This is a genomic window from Bacteroides sp. f07 (genome assembly GCF_042854785.1).
Classification (GTDB): Bacteria; Bacteroidota; Bacteroidia; order Bacteroidales; family Bacteroidaceae; genus Bacteroides.
The window spans coordinates 198,150-222,192 of sequence record NZ_BAABXI010000001.1; the positions used below are offsets into that span (position 1 = coordinate 198,150).

Consider the following 24,043-nt stretch of genomic DNA (forward strand, 5'->3'; position numbering starts at 1 on the left):
AATATTTATAAATTCAATCATTTATCTCATGATTCCACCCATCGCTCCGGTAGCCGTCATTTTGGCCTGCTGTGCCACACCTTCACCGAAGTTTCGGGTCGAGAATGCCGTATCGCCTTCAGGTATCATCCATGCCGCCAAGTCCGGCACGAGGTTCAGGCACTTCAAAGCCACGATGCTTGCCGCCATCAGATAACCGGCGGAGAAGAAGCTGTTTTGCAGATAAGCCGCCATTGTCTGCTCGCTGGCTGTGATTGCTGTCAGGTTCTCGATTTGGATGCACAGCACAATGTCAAAGAGCAGCAAGACATAAAACCCGACGAAGTAGAGCATGGTTCCATAGAAATGCACCGTCAGGTAGCGTGTCAGCCACTTTGCCCAAGCACCTTCCCATTTTGGCAGGATGCTGAACGCCCATTGAATCGGGCCGAATATTGTCAGCATACCGAGTAGGATTTGCTGGCAGTAGATGGTTGCCCACTATTCACTAAATATATTCAGTGAAATTCTATTTTATAGGTTGTCTTTGTATATCAGTTATTTGCAGATGTTTTTATTGGGTTTGAATACTCACGAAATTTCACGGTTTTAGAAAATATTGGTACTATTTGATACTATATTTCGGGATATATTTTGTACCTTTGCATCACAGTAACCAAGATATATCGCGTATGGATTTCATCTTCATCAAATCATCCAAGGCCGGAAAGGAGGACTATGGTTCCATCTATGCCCGTGTGCGCAGCGGAAAGGCGAACATGAAAGTCGTGACGGGCTTCACCATCAAACAGCTTGAATGGGAAAAGTACCGCAGCCTGCAATACACCTCGTCAGCCCTGATGTCGAGCATCGGGATAAAGTACGGGCAGTTCGCCCAAGTCCTCGCGAGGATAAAGGCGGCATTCGAGGCGGACGGGTTCAACCCCAAGGAGGCCAAGAACATCATCGAGAGCGTGAAACACGACGTGCTCAACGGTATGATGCAGATTGTGGAGGTCAAGCCCAAAGGCAGGATGCTGTTCGAGGATTTCCTCACCTCTTATATAGAAGACATGGAAACCGGACGGCGCACCAAGAAAGGCCGTACCGTGAAAGTATCACCTGCCTATATAAAAGGTCTGCGCATTATCCAAAAACAGATTCTCAACTACCAAAAGGAAACCCACCGCAAACTCGGACTGGATGACATGACGATGGAGACACGCAACAGCCTTGTCGGTTACTGGAAGGAACGGGGCTTGATGCCCAACGCCATCAACTCGTACATGACCGATGTCCGCACGGTGGCAAAGGCGGCCTACGAGGACAAGCTGACCAAATGCGATGATTTCCGTCATTCCGACTTCGTGCCGAAAAAGGAGGAAGTGGACAACATCTATCTCACGCCGGAACAGATACAGGAAATGCTCGACCTTGACCTTTCCACCAAGGAAGCTGTGAAAAAGAGACTGGAATCACTTGACATCAGCGAGGACGAGAAATTGGCACAACTTTCCAAATGCCGCATCACCCATATCAGGACACTGGAGCACGTGAGGGACATTTTCATCGTGGGCTGCCTGACCGGGCAGCGTGTTTCCGACTATTCAAGGATATGCGAGGACATGATAACGGAAATCGGCGGCACTGAGTTCATACTCATCACCCAACAGAAGACGGAAAAGAAAGTCTATATCCCCGTTGACAGGCGCGTGAGAGCCATACTTGCCAAGTATGACGGCAAGCTGCCCCCGGTTCATCCCAATGAAATGAACAAGCTGGCGAAGACCATCGGCCTGTTGCTCGGCTGGACACATGACTGCGGCTTTGACGAGAAGCGTCTCAACCCCAAACGGGGAAGGAGGTTCTGCGACATGCTCCTTTCCCATACAGCCCGGAGAAGTTTCGTCACCAACGCGTATAAGGCTGGTGTCCCTCTGCCTTCCATCCAAGCCATCACGGGACACAGCAGCGAGGCGCAACTGCGCCGTTACCTGAAACTGGACGCAGAGGAAAAGGCCGTCATAGCGTTAAAGGATTTCAAGGGTATCATCAAAATATAAGAAGGTGCTTATGGAAAAATCAAGGTTTGACATCATTAGCGACCTGTTCAAGCTGTCCAACGTAATCAGTGGGAGCCTGAAACTTGCGGAATCGCTTGCCGACAAGTCTTCCGGCAGTGACGAAACGGATTGCAAGGATATTTGCCGGAACATCAGATACAGCCTGAAGCCCCTGCCTTTTCTTTTGGCCGGCATCAGGGAATATGTCACCGAACACGAGGATAAGGATCTGGCACGGAAATTCGTCGGGCTGCACGATGACACGAAAAGGCTTCATGGCATCTGCTCCAAATATGCGGACTTGAACAAGGCGGCTTTCCGTACAGGGGTGGCTTACCTGAGCATGGAAGTCATAAGGCAATACTTCTTTCCCGAAAAAGAACAGGAGCAAGTATCGCCGGAAGGTTCTGATATTTCTCCCAAACCAATGACACGTACCGAAGCCACCGACTGCATCGACACCATCCGTGCCGCCATACGGAAGTGTGCAAAGGATTCAGACGGGAACAGAGGGAAAGAAATGTATGCCATGCTTGCCAAAGTGGACAAGGCGAAAATCCAAACCGTCAAGGAGTATATTGTCAATGCCAACGACAAGGATTTGGCACAACTCTTCACGGAATATTTTGCGGAAGCCGTCCACCTTTCCATGCTGCCCCAAAATGATGATGTGAAAGCACAGTCCGCAGGAATAAAGATGTTCCATATCGCAATGACGATGGGATATGTCAAGAGGAACGTGCTGCATGAGAACGAGTCCAAGTCGGCAACATCACAAACAATACCCTCTTGTACGGAAGAAGCGTCATCCGGTTTTACCGCCACAGATACAATGCAAGGCGGTACGTTCAGTACGACCGCGCAAGTTCCCGTTTTAAGGCTGTACCGTTTCCTTACCACCTTTACCGTGCAGAGTGGCCCCGACAAGGGCAAGCCTCTATTGGACGGCAATGCCGTTTCCGACCGGGACTTCCTCCGTGCCGTCATGCGTGCCGACTATTCCACGATATACGGCAGTTGCGTGAAGGGCAAGATGCGCTGTGTCGCCATCCTGCTGTCCAAAGCCTACTTCAAGGACTGGAAAGGTTACAGGGCATCCGCTGCCCGTTCCATGGGGCTGACACCCGAAAGCCTCGCCAAGTATAACGTGGAGAAAACCTTTATAGCGAAGCTCAAAGAGCTGCTTCCCATGATAAAATAGTGACATAACCCACAGGTGGCTACAATTCACCACAACCCACAGACTTCCACAAGCCGTTAAGCACCAGTTGTTTGACGGCTTTTTTCATGCGGTGTCATTTCACAGAATACCACAAATTCACAGGTTTTATTATTGCCATACCTTTGCCGCCATGAACTTAAAATCAGTGAATTATGACAGATAAGACAGAAATGGTACTGGTATCGCGCGACGAGCTTCAACAGCTTATCGGCGCAAGCGTGAGGTGCGCGTTTGAGGAATACCGGCAGGAACAGGCACCACAGGACACATCGGAGTATTACACCATCCGGCAACTGGCGGAGAAATGGGGTGTGAGCATAGCGACCATCTGGCGGCACGAGAAGCTGGGACACATCAAAGGACAGCGGATAGGACGGCGTGTCCTGTTTCCCAAGGAACAGATAGACCGCATCAAGAGCCTGAAAGCCACCAACAGGAAGGCCGACAAGAACACCAAGGGATAATTTACAAGACGCACAACAAAAAAATCAAGACTTATGAAGAATTTGAAGCAGCTTGTTTTGCCGTGCTACAAATTGGAGATGGCAATGTCCGTGGAGGCATGGTACTTCCTGCATGGGAGTACGGACGGGATATGCAACCTTACCTATCTTCTTTCCCTTTTGTCGAAGATGGCGGTTTCGGAAGTACAAAACACCAAACGGGGATTGGGCTATGCCGTCCATCCCGGACAGGTGGATAGATCTATGCTGGTACTGGCCAAGGAATGGGGCATCGGGCGCAAGGCGGTGTCCCGCCTGTTGGAGGATTTCTCGGAACGCGGACTAATCCGTGTTGATTCCAATCCCGTGACTTCCATCATAGACATGGTGTGCGTGAAGTCGTGGATGATAGCAGGGCGGCTCATCGAGAATCCGACATACCGCCAGACAATCAAGGCATACGAAGGGGTACGGATTTTCCTTTTCAACGGGCAACAATTAGAGATCTTGCGCCGCAGTTCGGCAAGGAAGAAGAAAGAAAAACCGATAGAAGAAACGCCAGAGGGAACGGATGGCTTACCGTCCATGAATCTGACCGGTTCCAATCCTATTATAGAAGGTACAGGAACAGCGGAAACCGAAACGGCAGCAACAACCGAAAGCGAAGTGGAAAGCACTGTGAAAAATGCCGTTGTGGATGCCGACAACACACCTGTTTTAGAGGATGGCAATACTCTGTCCGGATCACAGAAATGGAAACAGCCACAGGAATGAAGCGGCAGGAATGGCAAGCGACAGCGTTTTAGAAGGGATAATTTTTAGGGCTGGCAAGTTAATGTTTTCGTCCACGAAAACCACGCCACCAATGGCGACCCGGCCACACGGGAAACGGCAAGTCCGGATTACAGCCCTAAAAAACAGAACGGTTTAACGGATAAAAGAAAACGGATATGACATATCAGGAGAACAGGAACAAGGGAGGCCGCCCCAAAGCGGTGAAAGGCAAGGCGCGGACAAAGACCATATCCACACGGCTCACGCTTGCCGAATGGAAAGCGGTCATGAAACGGATAACAGATGCAGGCAAGAAGCCGTCACACTTCCTGCGCGAACTGTTGTTGCATGGCAAAGTCGAGGCGGCACGGACACAGGAGGACAGGCAGCAGATAAGGATACTGGAGGGAGGATGCAACAACCTGAACCAACTGGCGAAGATGGCGCACCAGCAGGGCTTTTCTCTTTTGAAAGGCAAAATCATGGACTTGCTGGACGAGTTCAACAAAATCATAGAGAGGATATGATGGGCGACTTGAAAAAACGGGCAAGCTTCGCCAGAGTGGTGAACTACGTGAACAACCCGAAGAAGGCAAGGATCATCGACAGCAAGGACGTGAGGCTTGATGACAACGCCACCATCGCAAGGAGTATGCAGGGACAGGCGGACGACAAGCCGGGACGCAAGTTGAAGAACCCCGTGTACCATATTTCACTGGACTTCGCACACGAGGACACACCCAAGCTGACAGATGACCTGATGGTCGAAATCGCCCGTGAGTATATGCGGCGCATGGGCATAACGAACACCCAATACATTGTGTGCCGCCATACCGACAGGGAACACCAGCATCTGCATATCGTGGCCAACAGGGTGGACAATGACGGGAACACCATCAGTGACAGCAACGATAATGTGCGTAATGTAAAAGTATGCAAAGCTCTCACGAGGGAATACGGACTGCACTTCTCCAAGGGCAAGATGAACGTGAAACGTGACCGCTTGCGTGGTAAGGACAAGGTGAAATACCAAATCTATGACGCTATCAAGGCGGCATTACCCTGTTGTAACTGCTGGTCGGATTTGTGTGACAGGCTGGCAAAGCAAGGCATCGGGGTGAATTTCAAATACAATAGGAACAAAGGTAAAATAATCGGTGTGTCGTTCACGAAGAATGAAATCTCATTCAGCGGCTCACGGATAGACCGGAGCATGAGCTTTTATAAGTTAGACAAGCTGTTCGGAAGCCACATTGCCGAGGGCATGGAATGGCAGCCCCGTGTGCCGGACAACGGATTTGACAGACGGACATCACCAACCATGCAAGGTATGGCAAAGGACAGCCATGCGGCAGGTACTTTTATAGAACAACCCCCATCAGCCGGAGCGGAAACGGACAGCAACGGTTGTTGTCTTGCTGAATCATGCTCAAACATTGTTCAAGTGACCATCGGCACACTCATGGAGTTGTGCGTACAACCGCACCAAGCCAAGGTCTCATCCGGCGGCGGAGGTGGAGGAAACGAAAGCGGCTGGGGCGACAATGACAACGAAAAGGACAAACATAAACCAAGGAGGAGAAAAAGATGAAGGACAACAAGCAGAACTTAACCGACCTTATCGGGGCATTGGCAGTGGACATCGAGGAAATCAAGAAAAAACTGGACGCAAAGGATAGCCCGGACAAGAACGAGGCATTGAAAAGGCTGGAAGCGAAGCTGGAGCCTGTTATACGGTTCTTCAATGGCAATGCACCGGAAAATGTCAATGCCATTTTCGGAAGCAAGGAAGCCATCGAGGAATACAAGCAATCAATAGGTGATGAAGCGGTAGCAAGTCTGCGGTTATACACCGAAGCCAACGAGAAGGATATGCGCAAGCATGGTGTTCTCACCATCAAGGAACAGCTCAACAAGATACTGGATCTGCTGACTGCCCATGTGGAGAAAGACAAGCAGGCTTCGGAACAGGTGTGGCAAAAGCAAGGTGTCATACCGGAACTGTGGCAGGCAATCCGACCGGACAAGGTGATAAACACGATAAGACGATTATGGAGCAAAGTTCCCGATGGCTGGCACAAGAACCCTTACGCATGGGCCGGTATCGGTTGTATGCTCGTATTCTTTGCCCTGTTTGCCGTCAGTTGGGTACAATGGCATGAGTACCGGGAAGAAAACAGGCGGTTGAGAACGGTTGCTGACAAACACCATGTGACTACGTTCATGCTCAACGAACTGCATCCGGGACTGGCCGTGACCGTTGGAGCATACGAAAAACTGGTGGATGTTGTCGGTGCGGATTCCACGCTGGCCATATTCAACAGGCAGGTCAAGACAGTGAGAGAGGAAGAAAAACAATCCAAACAACAAAAATAAAGTGAATGGCATCCATCAAAGTAAAATACCGTCCTTCCACCGCAAGCGGCAGGGAGGGCAGCATATATTATCAGGTAATCCACGGGCGCATAGTCCGCCAAGTCAAGACGGACTACCGCATATTTGACACGGAATGGGACAAGAGAACTTCCTCTCTGAAAATCCTGTCCGAAATCGGTGAAAACAGGCAACGGTATCTCCGTGAAGTGGCGGAACATATTGACTGGGACACCAGACGGTTGAAAGCCATAGTCGCCCAATGCGACAGGCAGGGAGGAATTTATTCCGCTGACAGCATCGTCGAGAAGTTCAACGGGCAAACGGGCGAACAATCGCTGTTCCGTTTCATGCAAGGCATCATAGGGCAGTTGAAGCAGCTTGGCAAAGTCCGCACATCAGAAACCTATACAGCGGCATTGGCCAGTTTTATGAAGTTTCGTGAGGGGCAGGACATACTCTTGTGCGAGATTGACGGCAACACCATGATGCTTTACGAGGCCTGGCTCAAAGGCAAGGGCATCTGCCCCAACACGGTTTCCTTTTATATGCGCATACTCCGTGCCGTTTACAACCGTGCCGTGGAAAAGGAGCTGACGGAACAGAGACATCCTTTTAAACACGTTTACACGGGTATCGGGAAGACAGTAAAACGAGCCATCCCATTGAAGTCCATCAAGCACATTAAGGAACTTGATTTGACTTTGAAACCGCATCTGGACTATGCAAGGGATATGTTCCTCTTCTCCTTTTATACCCGTGGCATGTCATTCATTGATATGGCCTATCTGAAAAAATCGGACTTGAAGAACGGAATAATCACGTACCGTAGAAGAAAGACTGGGCAGCAGCTCACCGTCAAGTGGGAGAAGTGCATGGAAGACATCATCGCCAAGTATGGAGAGAATACGGCCACCCGTTACCTCCTGCCGATAATTACAAACCCCTGTTCCGATGAACGGACACAATACCGTAATGCCATCTGCCGCATCAATGTGGCGTTGAAGGAAGTTGCCGGTCTGGCAGGATTGAACATACCGCTGACCATGCACGTTGCGCGCCATTGTTGGGCGAGCGTTGCCAAGAGCAAGAACATCCCTCTTTCTGTCATCAGCGAGGGCATGGGACATGATTCGGAAGAGACTACGCGCATCTATCTCGCATCGCTTGACACAAGCGTGGTGGACAAGGCAAACAGCCTTATCTTGAAAGATTTTTGACCGGATATTTATGGTGAAATGTGTTGAGCGAAAAGACGAATCTCTTGATAAGAGATATAGTTTACCTTGCAAAGGTACGCATAATATTTCAAATTCCGTGTTCAATCCTCATTTATAATGATATATGAAAGGCATTTTGTGAGAATCTGTTTTGTAAATCCATCAAATCGTGTTCCTATAGCACTGATTATTAGTGCTTATTCCTTCGGGATAACTCTCTTATCAAGAGATAAAACTGAATTTAACATTTAAGCAAAATATTATGGCTAAAAGTATTGGTATCGACCTCGGAACCACCAATTCCGTTGTTGCATTTAAGGATGCAACTGTGAGAGTTATTGCAACAGGCCCAAACAATGAGGACCTGTGTCGTTCATGTGTAGCCATTGACAGAAGTGGAAGCTTTACAGTTGGCAATGCACCGTACAAGAATTGGAGAAGATATGCTCCTAATATTGTTGTGTCTGCAAAACGTCTAATGGGTGCATCTATTTCCGATCCTCAGGTGCAAAAAATGAAAGCAGATAAGGACATGTATCCTTATGGTATTTCAAAAATGTCTGGTGGAACAGACGAGTCTGTCGTTGTCATTATGAATGGCAAAGAGTACACCCCAGAACAAATCAGTGCTGAGATTCTACGCCAGTTAAAGAATGATGCTTCTGTTAAGCTTGGTGGTGAAATCACTCATGCCGTAATTACGGTTCCTGCATATTTCAACGAGAAGCAAAAGACGGCAACTCGCAAGGCTGCTGAACTTGCAGGCTTGAAGGTTCAACGCTTATTGGCAGAGCCTACAGCCGCAGCTATTTCTTATGGCGCAGACAAGATGGCTGCTGATGAAGATAAGATTTTTCTCGTTTACGACTTTGGTGGAGGCACATTTGACTTGTCTATTCTCGTTGCTTCTGGAGGTAATTTCATTGAATCAGGAACTGGTGGTGACCGTTGGCTTGGTGGTGATGACATTGATAGACTCATCTCTGAGTATGTTCTTTCAGAAGCAGGTAAAGCCAATAATGTGGACATTCATAAATTGATAGAAGAACTACCTGAAAGAAAGAAGTATGCTTTTCAGGGTGAATTGAAAGATAATGTAGAGAGTGTAAAAAAGGCATTAAGTCAGTCTGAGTCGGCAACAATTTCAATATTTGACCAGTTGGAAGACGAAGATGGTTCTCCCATTGATATTGAGGTCAAGTTGACGAGAGAAAAGTTTGAGAGCATGATTCGTCCTCTCGTACAGCGTTCTTTGGACTTAATAGACGAATTGCTCGAGAAAACCGCTTATCCAATAGACACCATTGACAATATACTTTTGGTTGGTGGCTCTTCATGTATTCCTCTTGTAAGAAAGATGTTATGTGATAAATATGGTATGGATAAGATTCTTTCTTCAGAGAAACCCATGCTCGCTATAGCTGAAGGTGCTGCAATCTTATCTCATTCTCTTGGTACTGAAGTTGAATGCCCACATTGTGGTAAAGCTATTCCAACAGGTACTTCAGAGTGTCCTCATTGCCATCAATCTTTAGAAGCTATCCAACAGATTTCTGTAGAAGAAGGTGGCGTACAAGTAAGCCATACAACCAAACATAAGTTCTTTATTCAGGTTTCGGATGATGCTGATAATATTCAGTATGAGAAGATTATTGATGAGAATACCCCATTACCATGTGAAGAGAATCGCAAGTTCTATACATTGGTAGAAAATCAGAAGATTGTTGGGGTTAAGCTGTTTAGTGATGCTGAGAATAATCAAATGGATAAACTCGGAACTGGCTATTTCACAATTCCTGAAAACCTACCAGTCCACAGTGAGCTACAATTTACTTTCAGTTTGAATGAGGATGAGACAATGAATGTTAGGGTTAGAGTACCTGCTACAGGAAAGACTACTAATGTTGTTCTGAGTAGAGGCGCATTAGACGCCCACTGTTTGGAATCTGTGTCACCCACGTTCGACAGAGTGATGAACGATCCGAATATAAGCGAATCTAAGAAAGCTGATTTTGTTGAGAAGCTACAGAAGGTAATTAATTCAATATCAACATGTAATTATTCTCCAAATAGTAATGAATGGCAGATGCTGGAGGATTCTTTGAAATCAGCAAGTCAGGTTGCTACTACAAAGGAAGACGATATTCCTGTACAATTGATAATTGCTCAGATTCAATTGGAGAACTTCGGTCGTTTCATCAAAGACGAGGATAAAGTCGCCATGCGTAGAGAGATTGAACGTTACAAAAACGTATCTTCACCTATAGAAAAAAACGATGCGGTAAACAAGTTGGATGACTTGACCGAAAAATATGGACTATTTACTCATGGTTTCATGCTCAATATAGCAGGGCATGATGATAGTGATCCTGTGAGAGCTAACAGGGCACTGGTAGCATTTAACCAGTTTATGGCCGCCTTGAACGAAGGAAATGTTCAGCGTGCAAGGGATATCCTCTCTGCAAATGAACATCTAATTGGTAATATTAATTTGCCAACAACTGGGGCAACTACTGGCATTGGAATCGGATAATATTATGGCTGAAAATACAAAATGTCCTGTTTGTGGTAAAACAGGTATCGATGATTATCTGAATAATGATGTTAAGTGTCCATGTTGTGGAAGCGATCTGAACATCTATCGTGTGATAGAGCAGATTCCTGAAGAAGGACATAAAACAAATATTTGGAAACCTATCTCCGTAGTCGCTATTTTAGCGGCTACGGGATTGGGGGTGATGCTTTACACTCAAAAGCCTTCTGTTCCAACATCCGTGAATGAAGAATTAGCTCAATTAAAGGATTCAGTTGAGGTGTTAAATACCCAGTTGGCTCAGAGTCAGGATTTAAGTGTACAACCAAGTTCTAGCTACAAGTATGTTGTATTGCGTGGGGATTCATATTGGTCTATAAGCAAGAAATTCTACGGGACAGGAACCCGTTCAGAAGAGATAGCCCAGCAAAACGACAGAACTTTAGATACTCCATTATATGTTGGTGATACTTTGATAATAAAATAAGATGGGATTAATAAGCTGGATAAAAGGCAAGTACTATGATAGTCGCTTGGAAAAGGCAGACCGTCTGGTATCGGAAAATTACTTAAACCAGGCCGAAGAAATTTACCGGTCTCTTTTAGGCAATCAGGATCTTGCAATAGTCCATTTAGCCGACATGTATGTTTCACATTCACAAGGCGTGGAAGGAAAGTTGAAGGTCCTTAAAGACATTGTCGATTTACAAGGTTATTCAAATGAGCAGAATAGGCAAGACTATGAGAGGTGTCTGACAACTCACTTGAATAACATAGAATCATTTGCTAATGATAGATTTAGGGATGAAAGCTATCATGATGCGGTATTGTTGATTGATGCAATTCAGACATATCGGAATAATAATCGTGCTTATGATGAGAAACGTCATAGATACCATGCATATCTGGCTTTTTCTAAATCTCAGCAAACTTCTTCTTATGACCTGTTAATCAATGAAACAATTACAGAATTGAATCAATATGAGCAGAGCCGTACATCAGATATAAGGGCATTTGTGGATTTGTTGAAGTCTAAGAATCGATATTCTCGTATCATAAAGCTATTGATACCTTTCTTGTTTTTGGATAAAGACTTTAAAAAGCTTGCGGTTGATGCTGTAGTGAATGTTGTTTTAAAGAAGGACGAGGATGTAAGAAATCCAAAGAAAATATCTGAGTTCTGTTCTGATTCGTTGTTGTGCAAAGATGCTGCTAATGAATTGGTTTCATTGTCAGCTTTCTCTGCAAAAAAAACAGATTATAAGACCTCTGTTTTATTTGACTCTTTTGCATCTGAATATTTCTCATCAGATAATCAGTTTAACAACACAAGGTGTGTTCATGTACTTGAAGAGTTAAGTGCCAGGGCAAATGCTATAGAAGTAAAGCAGTTGCTTAAAATGGCTAAAGACTTGAAGCTTACTGATGCTCAGATTGATTCTTTAAAAATGCGGATAGCAAAGATTGCAGAAAAGGCTAATCCAGAGTCTGCCATCAATATTTGCCGTTTGTTTATTTCTGAGAAGACATTTGACTTCATCTACATCAATCAAGCTGAAAACCTTGTTTCAAATGGTAATCAGTCAAAGATTAATGAAAGTGAGCTGAAACAGCTTATTCATGATAATACAGATGAAGATACCATTGTAGATGTACTGTCTTCATTTGTTAGTATATCGTCGTTTGAAAAACTATTCTTTGATTCTGCTATATCTAAGATAAAAAGACATAAAAGTATGTCTTTGTTGGAAAAATACTGGGATATCAAAGAAAGTACAATCTTTTTTGCCACTTTGATTTCACCATCTTCGGATATTGTGAAGGAAGTTGTCAAGCTTGTTTCGGATAAGCATAAGAAGTTTTTGCATACAAAAGAATTAAGGACGGCATTCTGCAAGTCACTGGATTCTTTGAATGACAATGCTTATGCATATACGGTTTCTGAGTATTTGATTCAAAAAAATTGCGATGTGAATAGTTATTATGTAACGGTTTCACTGAACGAATCCAAGAATGAGAAATCGCCTGATGCAATAGCCATTATCAATCATTCAATTTCTGTTTTATCTGATAAACAGTTACTGGAGAGGAAAAAACAGATAATTCGGCAGTTGATAAAAGAACAGAATTTTGAACTTTCTGAGAAAGAAGCAAAATCACTGGTGGATGTTGATAATGAAGCAGAAACACTGCTTGCAGAAGTTTATTATAATAGAGGTAAATATACATCCGAAACTTCGGAGAAAAAAGAGTGCTATTATCTCGTTTTAGGTCTATGTGAAGATGGCAAGGTCGACTCGTCTTTTAAGTCATCAAAAGAAGATGTTTTAAAGGGACTTGTCCTCCTTTCCAGAAATGCTTATGATAGTGGCAAAGAACAAGAGGCGTATGAAATCTTAAATAGAATAAAAGGCTATCAGGCGTATTGGCTACCACTTTTCATCGAATTGCGTAACCTTGACTTTTCTAAAGTTAGTTCCCTGGGGCAAAAAATAAAGTTTGAGGAAGATACAATTTCTCAAATCTCTGAAAGTGTAGAGAATACAAAAGACATTAAGGATTCTTCATATTATGCACTATGGGACAGCTATATAGATTTGCTGTACAATAAAGCTAAATCACAACCGAAGGAAAAGGCAATTGACAGCTTTATTAAAGTAAGAACCTTATTAAACGCCCAGTGCAATTCGGATTATGCGAAAGAAAAAGTTGACATTTTAACCAAAGATATTGTCAAGTTAGAATGGTCTTGTGCAATCGAACTGGAATCTGATATAGAATACGAAAGGGCGATTTCACTCTATGAAGCCGTTAAATCTGAGAATCTTCCTTCTTATAAAGGTCGCGCCGAATTGCGGTCTCTAATTTGTAATGTCAAATCGGGTACTATCGACACGTCAAAGGAGCAGCGTATAGTTAATGCATTGGATTTGAAATCGCATGAATCGCTTAAGGATGATTTGGCTTATCGCTATGCTTGTTATTTGTTACAGTCTACTCGACCTGCTGATGCAGAAAAACTGTTAAAGAAGTATCTTCCTAATGAAACGTCTCTTTTGACTTTATGTGAAAATATTTACATAAAGGAGTCCGAGAAGTATCTTTTAGAGTTCAATAAGAAGATAAAGTCTGTTATTGAAGGGACAATGACTGTCGCAGAGGCAACCTCTTTCTTACAAGATATTGATCAATATAAGGCTAAAATATCAAGTAAATTAACCGATACCTCTTCAAAATTCAACTCTTACAAGAGCAAATTGGAGTCTTATATATTAAGGGGAATGTTTAATGAGGAACAGTATGATAAAGCTTTCGACAAACTCATAGCAATGTACCCTGCATATATTGAGAATGACAACCAGTTCCGTAATGTTGCCATTGCTGCATTAGGTGTCGTCGAGTCTGGAAAAGCTAAGGAGAAAATCCTAAAATATGCAATATCAATTTGGCTTTCTGCTGTATATACCGACAGGTTGTTTGTGAAGAGTTTGGATTATACTTCTTGGGATGATAATTTCACATTTACTCTTCAAAGCAGTTTAGGTCAAACAAGTGATTATGATTATGACAATCTGCCAGATAACATTAATTTTGATAATCCGGTAGATAATCAAAATATTGCCATTAAGGATGTTCAAGTTTCATTGTCTTTTAGAATGGAAACTTTCATTCGTGACAATTATCCTAAATATGAGCAGTTCTTCACTGATGAAAAGGAAGCTTTGGATGATTTGATGGAACTTAACTTGGATCAGGATTGTATTACGGCATCACCGTATTTGGCAAATCAGTTGTCAACTGTCAGAAAATCCATAAAGGAGGCTTTGGATTATGATATAGCACAAGGCTATGATAATGAAGAAAACGTATTAGACGTTGGGGTGAGATATGGTTTTTCGGGTAATGATTATTCTTCTTATAGTGATGTTCAACAGAAAGTTGATAAATGCAAGTCTGCTATGTCGGGGAGTGTTACGACTATACGTTCGGCTTTTTCTTCTTTGCCCCAGATTAAGAATTACTCCAAGTTGTATACCTCATTAAAGTCTTTTGCTTCAAGTCGCATGAATGAGGATATAAAGTCCAAAATGGATTATAAGAAATTCATTGATGTGTACGAGATTATCTGTAAGTCATTCAATGAAGCTCCATTGTCTTTGGCTTTTTCTAATTATGCAAATGGCGAAATAGTTCAACGCCTGAACGATGATAGAATGCAATTACGAGATGGTGTTGGGTATATGGTTCGTGTTTACACAATTGCTCCGTCAAGCATTCAGGTAAAACAGAACTTGGAAGGTATGTTAGCGGCATTGGCAGTCCAAGCTGAACAAAATGATAGTAGTGCAGATAGAACAGCAGTAAACAATGCTCTTCTAAGTACAGAAAATACCTTTAAGTCCACAGTAGAGGATGCACGTGTGCAAGCATCCCTTTCTGTAATAGTCGATAAAGTCAACAGTGGTTCTATGGCAAAAGACAAGGCTTTAAAAGAAGTGTATGACCTGTATAAGAAGAATCCAAATAATGACCGTATTTGTGAGAATCTGGTTACCCTGTGTGATATGTGCATAATGGAATATATTATAGCTGACAAGTGGGGCGCATCTTCTGTAAAGTCAATTCTTGATTCACTTAATAATAATAAGAGTGCTGCATTTAATAGGCACAAGGGAAAATTGGCTCAGTCATATTCCAATATTTGGAATCAACTCGATATAAATAACCGTATGCTTCTAATGGGACAAAGTGTTCCAGGAAGATCTCTTAATGATAAAGGTTGGGCACTTAAAGCCGGACTGGATTATTATAAAAGACTAGGCGATGTACGCAGCTATAGTTCTAGTAGGCTTAGCGGACTTTCAGGTCTTGGCCTTTTTGATGATGACCTTCCATTCTAACGTAATAAAAAGTGTAGGTATGAAGAATCCATATAAAGTATTAGGGTTAAAGCAAGATGCTAGTAACTCAGACATTGTTAAATCGCAAATTAAGGCTCTGAAGTCGAAAAAATATACGATGAAAGAGATAACCGAAGCACAGGCGACCCTCAGAAAACCAGCCCAGCGTTTAGCCGCTGACTTTACTTTCCCGATTCTGGATGAGGAGAAAGTAATTCCATTAGCGTCTTCTATCAAAAGTGAAGAGGATAATTTGGATGCGTTGGATTTGAATAAGTATAATTCGTTAAAATAGAATCCTATGAGTGTAAGAAGTGAAATAGCTAACAAAGTTTCTGAACTATCAAGAGAGAATCTTACATTAAGAAATCAACTTAAAGAGTTCGAAAAAAGTCAAGACAAGAAAATTGACGAGATTTTCTGTGAGTTTTTGACTGTTCTGGACACGTTCGAAAGAGCAGAACAAACAATTAAAGAGCGTGAATTGGACAAGGATGAAACTACAAAGAAAGCAATCAATAGACTTCTTAATGCAAAGAAAAAAGCATTGTTTGTATTAGAGAAATTTGATGTAAAAAGCATTGAGTTTGAAAACAGTAAGTCTATTGAAGAACTCTGTGAAGTGTCAGATACAGAACCTGATTCCAATAGAGAGACAGGTGATATTGTGTCTATTGAAAAGCAGGGCTATACTAGGCAAGGCCATTTGATTCGCCCTGCCGAAGTTATTATTGTTAAAAATTAAAAGACTTTGCTTATGTTCCTATTCAAGAAAAATGACATCATTGGAAAGTATGTAGTTGTCTTCCCCCACAAAGAAGGTCTCTATGCTCAAACATATCGTGTTAAAGACGAAAATGGGAAGGTCAAGTTCCTCAAATTGATTTTCATGGAGGAACTTGAAGTATATCAATATGACAAGGATGGACAAGTAATTGAGGTTGAGTTGGCTGGCAGCTTAAATCACATGAACCTTTGTACATTCGTTGACTCAGGAAAACTTGAATGGGACGGTCACCAATTGTTGTATATTGTCACTGAATATGTCAAAGGTGAAAACTTGAATGACAGGTTGCATAGATGTGGCTCACTTAGCCCAATGGAAATACGTCAAGTAATGGTTGCACTGCTTTCTGCCATCAATTTTATACATACGCTTAATCGCCCGGTTATTCATAATGAGGTAACAGTTGAGAATATTATGCTTGATACTGTGGGTAATTTGAATAACTTGAAACTTATAGACTTCGGGGCAGCAAGATTTGCAGATTTAAAGCCTGATACAGAATCTTGGCATGGTCAGAATCTTTATTACGTTGCTTCAGAACGGTTCTTTGGTGAAGGATGTACTCGTTCTGACTTGTTCTCAGCAGGAGTTGTACTTTATAAGCTTATTTTTGGGGTTATGCCTTGGGAAACAAACATTGCAGGACTAACCTTGCAAGAACAGGTTCAAACTATTGTAGAAAAACGGAATGGCCCTTTGGCATTACCCAATATGCAAATTATGGAGATGGATAATGACTTGTTAAAAATTATGGTTAAGGCATTGGCTCCAGATCCTAAACAACGTTTTGCATCAGCTCAAGAGTTTTTGGATGCAATAGAGCGCAAGATAGAAATTGATGCTCCTCCGATTTCAATGACTCGTGTTAATCAGGGCGAAGGAAAAAATAAGATGCAGCCTAAGCATGGTAATGGTTTTGCTGATGTTGCTGGCATGAATGAAATAAAATCCATCATGCAGAAAAAGATTATCAACATTTTGAAAGATCCACAAAAAGCTGAACGCTTTAAAATTCAGATACCTAATGGTATGCTGCTTTATGGGCCTCCAGGATGTGGAAAGTCTTTTATCGCAGAGAAATTTGCAGAAGAAGCTGGTTATAATTACGTATTTATTAAATCGTCAGACCTTGCCAGCATATATGTACATGGTTCACAGGAAAAGATAGGTGCTTTATTTGATGAAGCAAGGAAAAATGCCCCAACGATTCTGAATTTTGATGAATTTGAAGCATTGGTTCCCAATCGTAGTAAAATTAATAATTCAAGTGAATCGGGAGAGGTAAATGAATTTCTGTCACAAATGAATAACTGTGGTAAAGACCATATTTTTATTATTGCCAGTTCAAATCGCCCTGACTTGATTGACCCTGCAATACTCAGAAAAGGACGCATGGATAAAGTTATTTATATACCTGTTCCTGATAAAGATGCACGACAAGGTATATTTGAAATCCACATGAAAGATCGACCTGCATCTGATGACATAGATTATATGCACCTTGCTGAGATGACGGAAAACTTTGTAGCTTCAGATATTGCTTATATTGTTAATGATGCAGCAACAAGAGCTTTTGAAGATGATGTGGAAATCTCTCAGTCTCTTCTCGAAGAGGTTATCAAAGAAAACTCCTCATCTATAAATAGCAAAGATTTGGATTTTTATAACAATATTAGACAACAATTTGAAGAACCTCAAAAACAAACAAGAAATAGAATAGGTTTTAGGTAATTATAGTCTCCAATTTTCATTATAAAAACATCTATTTAAGAGTTGACCATAAAGAAGTATTTTTCCAATCGCAATCAAATCCCATCGCAGCTATATCTATTGACGGAAAATCCGTCAACAGTTCCGAAAGTTTTTCGTTGAAGTTGTTGTTGGGAGAAACCGAAGAGAGAAAGTATCGGATTATACACAGGCGATAGTAGATTCGTTTCTTATCAGCTTTTGAGGTATCAATCCATGCGTTTTTAGTCTTTTTAGGTTCAGCAGGATTCAGCATAAAATCTCTGTTCCATACTCTCGCATGGTGACAACACATATTGCGGAGGTTGGCTAGTACCGTCAGCCACGACACAAAAACCTGTGGTTTCAAACCGAAATAACTTGCAATGCGCTTCATTAGTTGGTTGCTGGCTATATTGGAATAGATGTAGTTCAAATTACCGAAGGACAACACTTCCGTTATCATCCATGCAGGAGGGTAGTCCTCAATAAAATTTTGTCGAAAATCTTCAATGTAATCTTCCTTGCTTGAAGCCAGTTCCTTGTCTATGATTGCCAATGTTTGATTAAATTTATCCGCATTGGCAAAGTATTCGGGTTTTGTTATCCAAAACTTGTCTCCCAATTCTTGGCAACCGACATTTGCCAATACACTGCGGATGGCTACTTCTATTTTCTCTATTTCGTTGAAAAGGAGAAGACGCAGTTTCTTGTCAAAGCGATAGAGCGTCAAGACTTGTTCAAAGGTAGTACCCTCTTTTAGTACCAGCTCACTCTTAGGGCTTTTATAGAATGGGTAAATGTATGCAGACAAACGATGATAACCAATGTTCATCAAATAATTTTCCACCTTATGCTCATCTTTTATAAGCATCCCCCTTGATTTTAGCACTTGAACTATCTGTTCCGGAGAAGAGTACGGTTTGGCGAAACTTGTTTTCATGTATGTATAATTAAAAAACGACCCGCCGATTTGAGCATTGTGAAGAGGCTTGGCAGGTTCTAATGGTGCAAAGGTAGTAAAACTGTTTGGAATAGCCAAATAATCTGGGGTATAATCATTAGAAAAACTTGAAACACAGATCGAATAGCTATATCTTCGCAAAACAAATCAGTATTCAATAGAGCATAAGTTGGAATTTCAATGTAATTACCACAAAGACTAAATAGAGGTACTAAAATGGCACTAAATTGTAAAATAACTCTTTGCTTGTCTCTATAAAATATAGTAAATCAGTTTATTACAAAATTATATATCTTGTTGCCCACCATCCGATACGGAACACCACAAGGGCAATCAGCATGATGATTTTGTCTATCCCCACGATAACGCCTGCCGTCAGCGATGTGAACCAAAGTTTCGATGCGTCCTTTTCCATGTTTGTCACCTCGTCCACGCCGGTCTGTTCCATTGTCGCCTCTATCAGGTTGGGGTCAGAAGTCCCCGTGTGGGCGACATCGGCCTGCGCTTGCAGGTTCGTGTACATCGTGTCCCGTACATGGATGAGTTGCTGCACCTCCTCGAACCTGTCCGAAATCTGTGAGGCTTCGGCCTCGTACAAGTCGTGCGTGTACGATCCGATGCAGTTCGGGATATAGGAAAGAAAATCGAGGAAGCACCAGTTGCTTCTACTACCTGCCATTCCCGTGTCCGCCGGCGGATACCACCAGCAGATGATAATCGACACGGCAAGCGGCCTAAACAGTTTCATCACATCCAACGGCTCGTGTTTCACCATCATCTTGTAGGCGATACCTGCCGCCATAACGATGGAGAAGAGTGCCGCCAAAGCCATGCACAGCTGCAATATCCACCAAAAAGGCCCCTGTGCGCCGGTAAAGGTCGCATCCGTCAGAAACTCATTGGTCTGAAAAATGACATCATCTATTTCCTCTTCCAACAGGTTGATGCCGAAATCCGAAAGTATATCTCCGTTTGCCATAGCCCGTATTTTTATTTTCCTCTGTTTACCGTCTCATCCCGGTCGCTGTCACCGCCGCCGTTCCCGTTGCCGCTCGACTGCGCACCTCGCACCGCAAGGCGTGATTCCTGCCACCGGCTCATGGCATTATGGACAATGCTTCCCTTATGCAGGGTGCGGTTGTCCGTTGCATTCAGCAGCGCACTTGTCACACCGGCATTCTGCCGTTTGGCAAGGAACAACACGAGCGTTTCATTCTGCCGCACTACATCCTCATAGATGCGCAGATACTCCTTCTTGCGTTGCGCATTGGGCATATAGGCATCTTTCGTAGCGTCGATGGCAGACTGATATACATGGTAATATTCCGTCCACCGCTCTTTGTCTGACGGAGTGCCGCCAGACAGGAGGATTCGGTCGATGTTGCGTTTGAACCGCTCCATCTCTCCATTGACTTTACTGCCCTCGGCGAGCCATGCAATGTCCACTTGCCGGTCTGCGACATTCAACGCCTCGATTTTCGCACGTTTGACCAGAGCGGAGTCGATGGATTCCGCTTCGTCCGTCTGATTGTATAGATTGATACCTGCGAGCGTGCGGAACGAGAGTTTGTTCTTGGCCGCCGCCGACTTTTTGTATTTGTTGTGAAGCACGGAGTAATAAAGGTCGGGCGATAGTGCCCCTGTGCCCGTTTCCATGACTGTGACCTGATTCTGCTTTGACGAATCGTGGTTGTACGTCACATACTGCGCGTGTGCGGCCGACGTTGCAACAACAGCAACCGCCATGAGTAAAAATCTTCTGTTCATATTCTTTTCCCTTTTATCGTTAATGTTCCAATCTTCCGGCTCCGCGCCACCGCCCGAAGGCATCGTCAAGAATCTCCTGCTTGGTGCGTGAGCGATATACTTTTGCTTTCCAGTAGCCGATACGAACCTGTATGTACCGCCATGTCTCGATATACGCCCGGTTCAGATGCCGCTCGATGTTGTCCAACGAGCGGTTGATCGCCTCCAGCACCATCAGCAGGTCACTGGTCGAACAGGCCGCCGCACCTGTGGCATACAGCACGAGGTCGCTGACCGACTTGTATAGCTGTTCTCCTTCTGCGGCAATCGCTCGTAGCCCTCTTGCGTTGATGGCAATAATCAGCGTGTCCGTGGATTCAATGTGCCCTCGTTTCAGTATTTTCGCATTGAAGTCATCCAGTAATTCCTTGTAATCACCAATGCGGTCGCTGACTGCCGTATAAGTGTTTTTTACATTCAGCACCGTGCGTAACGACTGATACATCACGTCGATGACGTCGAACGCACGGGTGTACCGGTCGAGATCTACGTTCAGTTCCTTATAGTTTCCGACTTCCTTCCGGCTGTACTCGTGCAACAGTTTGTTGCTGTATTCCAAAGTGCTGCGTGCAAGCAGCAGGCTGCGTTGCTTCTTATGATCATTGATGTAGGCTTCGACGGAAACCACATCGAAAGTCCACTGCGCTTTAGCGATACCGGGCAGCAGGACAAACAGCATGAGGGTAATAATCAGATTCCGTCTCATTGCCGATCCTCCTTTCTTTCAACCCCGTTTCGGAGTGTCCGTGCGTTCTCTACCCAGCGGTCATGGCACTCTTCCACAAGCGTCAGCCGGCGTCCGGCATCCATATCCAGACCGGGCAGCACATCCTTCATTACATCGAGGATGCTCCGTTTGTAGTGCATCATCTTCTCCAAGGACACAAGGTCAGCATATATCTTCGTGATACGCGAATCCACCTCCCTTGCGATTTCGAGTCGGTCACTCGACCACAGCAGATGGTACACATCTCCGGTCGGTGTCTCCTCCGCAGGTGTGGTACGGGCATATTCTGTCGTTATCTTACACGAGGGGTGTTCACGTGCAATCTCCGCGATGCGGTCGTTCACTATTTTGCTCTTCTCCGCATCGGACAGATTCGGGTCTAAGGTCAGTACGTCAGCGACGTGTGTGTCGGTATATTCCGAGGTCAGCTCCCACCGTATCTGTATAATGGCGCGGTGTATCTTGATTCCCAGAAAATATTTCGGTTTACGGGCTATCGAGACCGTTGCCCTGAACGTGATGATACCGTTTATATTCGGCATCGTCGCCTTGCGTACATACGAGTAACCGTTCCATGCTCCGCCGTCCTGCCACGTAAGGCTGTATGCCGCCTTACAGTCTTGCATGATGGCCGGGATGCGGTAATAATCATCCGTCGCCACGCTGTTGTCGTCTGCGGCTTCTATTTTCGCCTGGGTGTAGTCGGATTGTTTTTTCTTCCATTCCGCCAGTTCACCTTTCAAGCCGTCTATCCGTGTCTTGTTCGCATTGTATTGCTGGCGATAGACCGCCGCATCCTCGATGCTTGCCGTACTGATTTTTTTCAGAAGAGCCGTATTTTCGTCCTCCAAAGTCCTGATTTGTGCTTCAAGTGCGGAGACTTTGGCATTCGCCTCGCTCAACATCGCATCCAGCTCCGAGAGGTCAAGGTTGTTTTCCGTGACCGAAGTCTGCATGGCGCATTCTTTGGTGTGAGCGTTCAGTGAACTGCCGCACTTGCGGCATTTGTACTGGGTGGAGCCTTGTCCGAGCGTCACTCCGTCGGAACAGGTCACGCTGATGGTCACGCTCTCGCATCCTTTCAGTTTGGCGGCGTCCGTCGCCTGATAATAATTCCGCGCACCGGAGGATATATAGTAGGTATAGCCGTCCTCATTCTCGTTGAACTCCACAAGCCGCACGTTTAGTTGCGCCCGAAACGTGTTCAAGTCCATAGAGTAGGAATCGAAGACATCTTCATAGACGACCTCTTCCTTGTTCCAGCTCTTGTTCACATGGATTTCGTATGCGTATGCTTTCTTGGTCTGCTTGTTTTTCTTGCTGATGATATAGGCACTCATCCAATAGTTGATACTGTAGCTGAACCCATCGTTTTGGTTGTTCAACTGCTGCACGCGGTTTCTTGACCAGCCGGCATGGGTTTCCGAGTTGGCAAGCACCTGTTCCCGTTGCGAGGCATTAGGATAGAAATTCGGGTCGCTCGTGTTGAAACGTACCCATGCGCTTCCGTTCAGGATGCTGTTGTCATCCGTCGGAGGATAGTAGTCGCACAGCGATATGCTTCCTTGATCGCGCCGGGCGATATACCACCGCTGTGTGTAATAGCTTCCTGTGGCCTCGCTCAGGTAGTCGCTCATCCATCCGGCAAGGTCATAGTTCCCGAAGCCGAACAGTCCGGCGACATTATCCGAACCTCCGATTTTATCGAGCAACATAGCTCCGATGCCGTTCTCCGCCTGCTCAAGCAAACCACCATAGTGGTCATACAGGGAGACAATGGCTCCGAGTTTGCCGTTCATCAGTTCGTGGAAGGCACTTTGGGGCAATAGCGCGTCACCTATGTTGGCGATACCGGCAGTCGCAAGACCGACCCCCATGTTGTAAAGGTTGTCAAGGTCATTTTGCAGGTTTTCGCGCGTAAAACGGTTCGGAACATGGGCAAGATCGTCCATTATCCGCTGCCAGTCGATGTTACCGGCTTCCGACAGTTTCAGCAAGGGGACGATATCCGGATTGATTTCGAGGAATGCGATGTCCGAGAAGGTCAGCGTGCTGTTTGTCACCACGCTCTCGAATTGCATACACAGACTTTTGGTATCGTCGCAGATCTTCATCAGGTAGCTACCCCAATAGATAGCCGTCTGCGGTGAGTGAAGCATCTGTTTCGCTACGACCCATATCTTAGGCATGATTTTCTCTGCGACCATCCGGTAGATGCGACGGTAATAATAGTTTTCCGTGCGGCTGTTCCATATACCGAGGTCGGTCAGGGCTTTATGCTCCAAAAACTTGGAGGCGAAAATTCCGGCTGCGGCAACCTCTGCCGCCGTGTAGTGCTTCAGGATGTCATCGACCTGCTCCCGATAATATCCTTCAGCAACGGCTTCCGTGCCGAAAGCGGCTACCATTGCCGCAACGGTGCGTGTATCGTAGTTTACACTGTAATACTGTGCATGTACACTCTGGCAGAGTGAGACCGAGACGATTATCAAAATCAGGAGAAGTCGTTTCATATCAGTCGTA

Annotated in this window: 18 protein-coding genes and 2 pseudogenes; 14 read left to right on the forward strand and 6 right to left on the reverse strand. The window is 44.4% G+C overall.

All coding sequences use genetic code 11. The annotated features are described in order from the left end of the window. Window positions 1-21: 21 nt before the first annotated feature. A pseudogene (locus ACGHVY_RS00900) lies at window positions 22-480 on the reverse strand (hypothetical protein); the annotation flags it as partial. A 191-nt stretch (window positions 481-671) separates the two neighbouring features. On the opposite strand from ACGHVY_RS00900, the gene ACGHVY_RS00905 reads away from it, so the two are divergent. The 14 genes from ACGHVY_RS00905 to ACGHVY_RS00970 all read left to right on the forward strand — a co-directional run bounded on the left by ACGHVY_RS00905 (window position 672) and on the right by ACGHVY_RS00970 (window position 18,026). Next, window positions 672-2,042: a site-specific integrase gene (locus ACGHVY_RS00905; protein ID WP_390599632.1), complete on the forward strand. Its 1,371-nt coding sequence runs from the start codon at window positions 672-674 to the stop codon at window positions 2,040-2,042. A 10-nt stretch (window positions 2,043-2,052) separates the two neighbouring features. Next, a complete protein-coding gene (locus ACGHVY_RS00910) occupies window positions 2,053-3,243 on the forward strand; it encodes a hypothetical protein (RefSeq protein WP_390596423.1) in 1,191 nt (396 codons plus the stop codon). Between the two features lie 173 nt (window positions 3,244-3,416). Then, window positions 3,417-3,728 carry a helix-turn-helix domain-containing protein gene (locus tag ACGHVY_RS00915; RefSeq protein WP_117721554.1) on the forward strand — a complete coding sequence of 104 codons (312 nt, stop codon included), beginning with the start codon at window positions 3,417-3,419 and terminating at the stop codon, window positions 3,726-3,728. A gap of 33 nt (window positions 3,729-3,761) precedes the next feature. After that, complete coding sequence (locus ACGHVY_RS00920) at window positions 3,762-4,481, forward strand: hypothetical protein (RefSeq protein WP_390596426.1); 720 nt, start codon at window positions 3,762-3,764, stop codon at window positions 4,479-4,481. 176 nt (window positions 4,482-4,657) lie between these two features. After that, entirely contained in the window at window positions 4,658-5,008 is a 351-nt protein-coding gene (locus tag ACGHVY_RS00925) for a plasmid mobilization protein (RefSeq protein ID WP_390596429.1), read from the forward strand. Further along, window positions 5,005-6,072, forward strand: coding sequence for a relaxase/mobilization nuclease domain-containing protein (locus ACGHVY_RS00930; protein WP_390596432.1), 1,068 nt, complete (start codon window positions 5,005-5,007; stop codon window positions 6,070-6,072). Before ACGHVY_RS00925 ends, ACGHVY_RS00930 begins: the two co-directional genes overlap by 4 nt. Continuing rightward, window positions 6,069-6,857 (forward strand): hypothetical protein, encoded by a 789-nt coding sequence (locus tag ACGHVY_RS00935; protein ID WP_390596435.1) that lies wholly within the window; start codon window positions 6,069-6,071, stop codon window positions 6,855-6,857. Before ACGHVY_RS00930 ends, ACGHVY_RS00935 begins: the two co-directional genes overlap by 4 nt. 5 nt (window positions 6,858-6,862) lie before the next feature. Continuing rightward, window positions 6,863-8,074: a site-specific integrase gene (locus ACGHVY_RS00940; RefSeq protein WP_390596438.1), complete on the forward strand. Its 1,212-nt coding sequence runs from the start codon at window positions 6,863-6,865 to the stop codon at window positions 8,072-8,074. A 262-nt stretch (window positions 8,075-8,336) separates the two neighbouring features. Beyond that, the gene (locus ACGHVY_RS00945) at window positions 8,337-10,607 is read left to right on the forward strand and encodes an Hsp70 family protein (protein WP_390596441.1); all 2,271 of its coding nucleotides are present in this window, start codon (window positions 8,337-8,339) and stop codon (window positions 10,605-10,607) included. 4 nt (window positions 10,608-10,611) lie between these two features. Beyond that, the gene (locus tag ACGHVY_RS00950; RefSeq protein WP_390596443.1) at window positions 10,612-11,094 is read left to right on the forward strand and encodes a LysM peptidoglycan-binding domain-containing protein; all 483 of its coding nucleotides are present in this window, start codon (window positions 10,612-10,614) and stop codon (window positions 11,092-11,094) included. Between the two features lies 1 nt (window position 11,095). Continuing rightward, the gene (locus tag ACGHVY_RS00955) at window positions 11,096-15,508 is read left to right on the forward strand and encodes a hypothetical protein (RefSeq protein WP_390596445.1); all 4,413 of its coding nucleotides are present in this window, start codon (window positions 11,096-11,098) and stop codon (window positions 15,506-15,508) included. A 19-nt stretch (window positions 15,509-15,527) separates the two neighbouring features. Continuing rightward, window positions 15,528-15,803 carry a hypothetical protein gene (locus tag ACGHVY_RS00960; protein WP_390596448.1) on the forward strand — a complete coding sequence of 92 codons (276 nt, stop codon included), beginning with the start codon at window positions 15,528-15,530 and terminating at the stop codon, window positions 15,801-15,803. Between the two features lie 6 nt (window positions 15,804-15,809). Beyond that, window positions 15,810-16,253: a nucleotide exchange factor GrpE gene (gene grpE, locus ACGHVY_RS00965; RefSeq protein WP_390596451.1), complete on the forward strand. Its 444-nt coding sequence runs from the start codon at window positions 15,810-15,812 to the stop codon at window positions 16,251-16,253. Window positions 16,254-16,265: 12 nt separating this feature from the next. Continuing rightward, window positions 16,266-18,026 (forward strand): AAA family ATPase, encoded by a 1,761-nt coding sequence (locus ACGHVY_RS00970; RefSeq protein ID WP_390596454.1) that lies wholly within the window; start codon window positions 16,266-16,268, stop codon window positions 18,024-18,026. A gap of 31 nt (window positions 18,027-18,057) precedes the next feature. Here the strand turns inward: ACGHVY_RS00970 and ACGHVY_RS00975 are convergent, their stop codons facing one another. From ACGHVY_RS00975 to ACGHVY_RS00995, 5 genes and pseudogenes are all read right to left on the reverse strand, one after another. Further along, entirely contained in the window at window positions 18,058-18,966 is a 909-nt protein-coding gene (locus tag ACGHVY_RS00975) for an Abi family protein (protein ID WP_390596457.1), read from the reverse strand. 310 nt (window positions 18,967-19,276) lie between these two features. Further along, window positions 19,277-19,966, reverse strand: a pseudogene (locus ACGHVY_RS00980) (hypothetical protein); the annotation flags it as partial. Between the two features lie 11 nt (window positions 19,967-19,977). Then, complete coding sequence (locus tag ACGHVY_RS00985; RefSeq protein WP_390599633.1) at window positions 19,978-20,754, reverse strand: DUF5045 domain-containing protein; 777 nt, start codon at window positions 20,752-20,754, stop codon at window positions 19,978-19,980. Window positions 20,755-20,773: 19 nt separating this feature from the next. Continuing rightward, window positions 20,774-21,499 (reverse strand): hypothetical protein, encoded by a 726-nt coding sequence (locus ACGHVY_RS00990; protein ID WP_390596460.1) that lies wholly within the window; start codon window positions 21,497-21,499, stop codon window positions 20,774-20,776. Beyond that, window positions 21,496-24,033, reverse strand: coding sequence for a hypothetical protein (locus ACGHVY_RS00995; protein ID WP_390596463.1), 2,538 nt, complete (start codon window positions 24,031-24,033; stop codon window positions 21,496-21,498). Before ACGHVY_RS00995 ends, ACGHVY_RS00990 begins: the two co-directional genes overlap by 4 nt. Window positions 24,034-24,043: the final 10 nt, after the last annotated feature.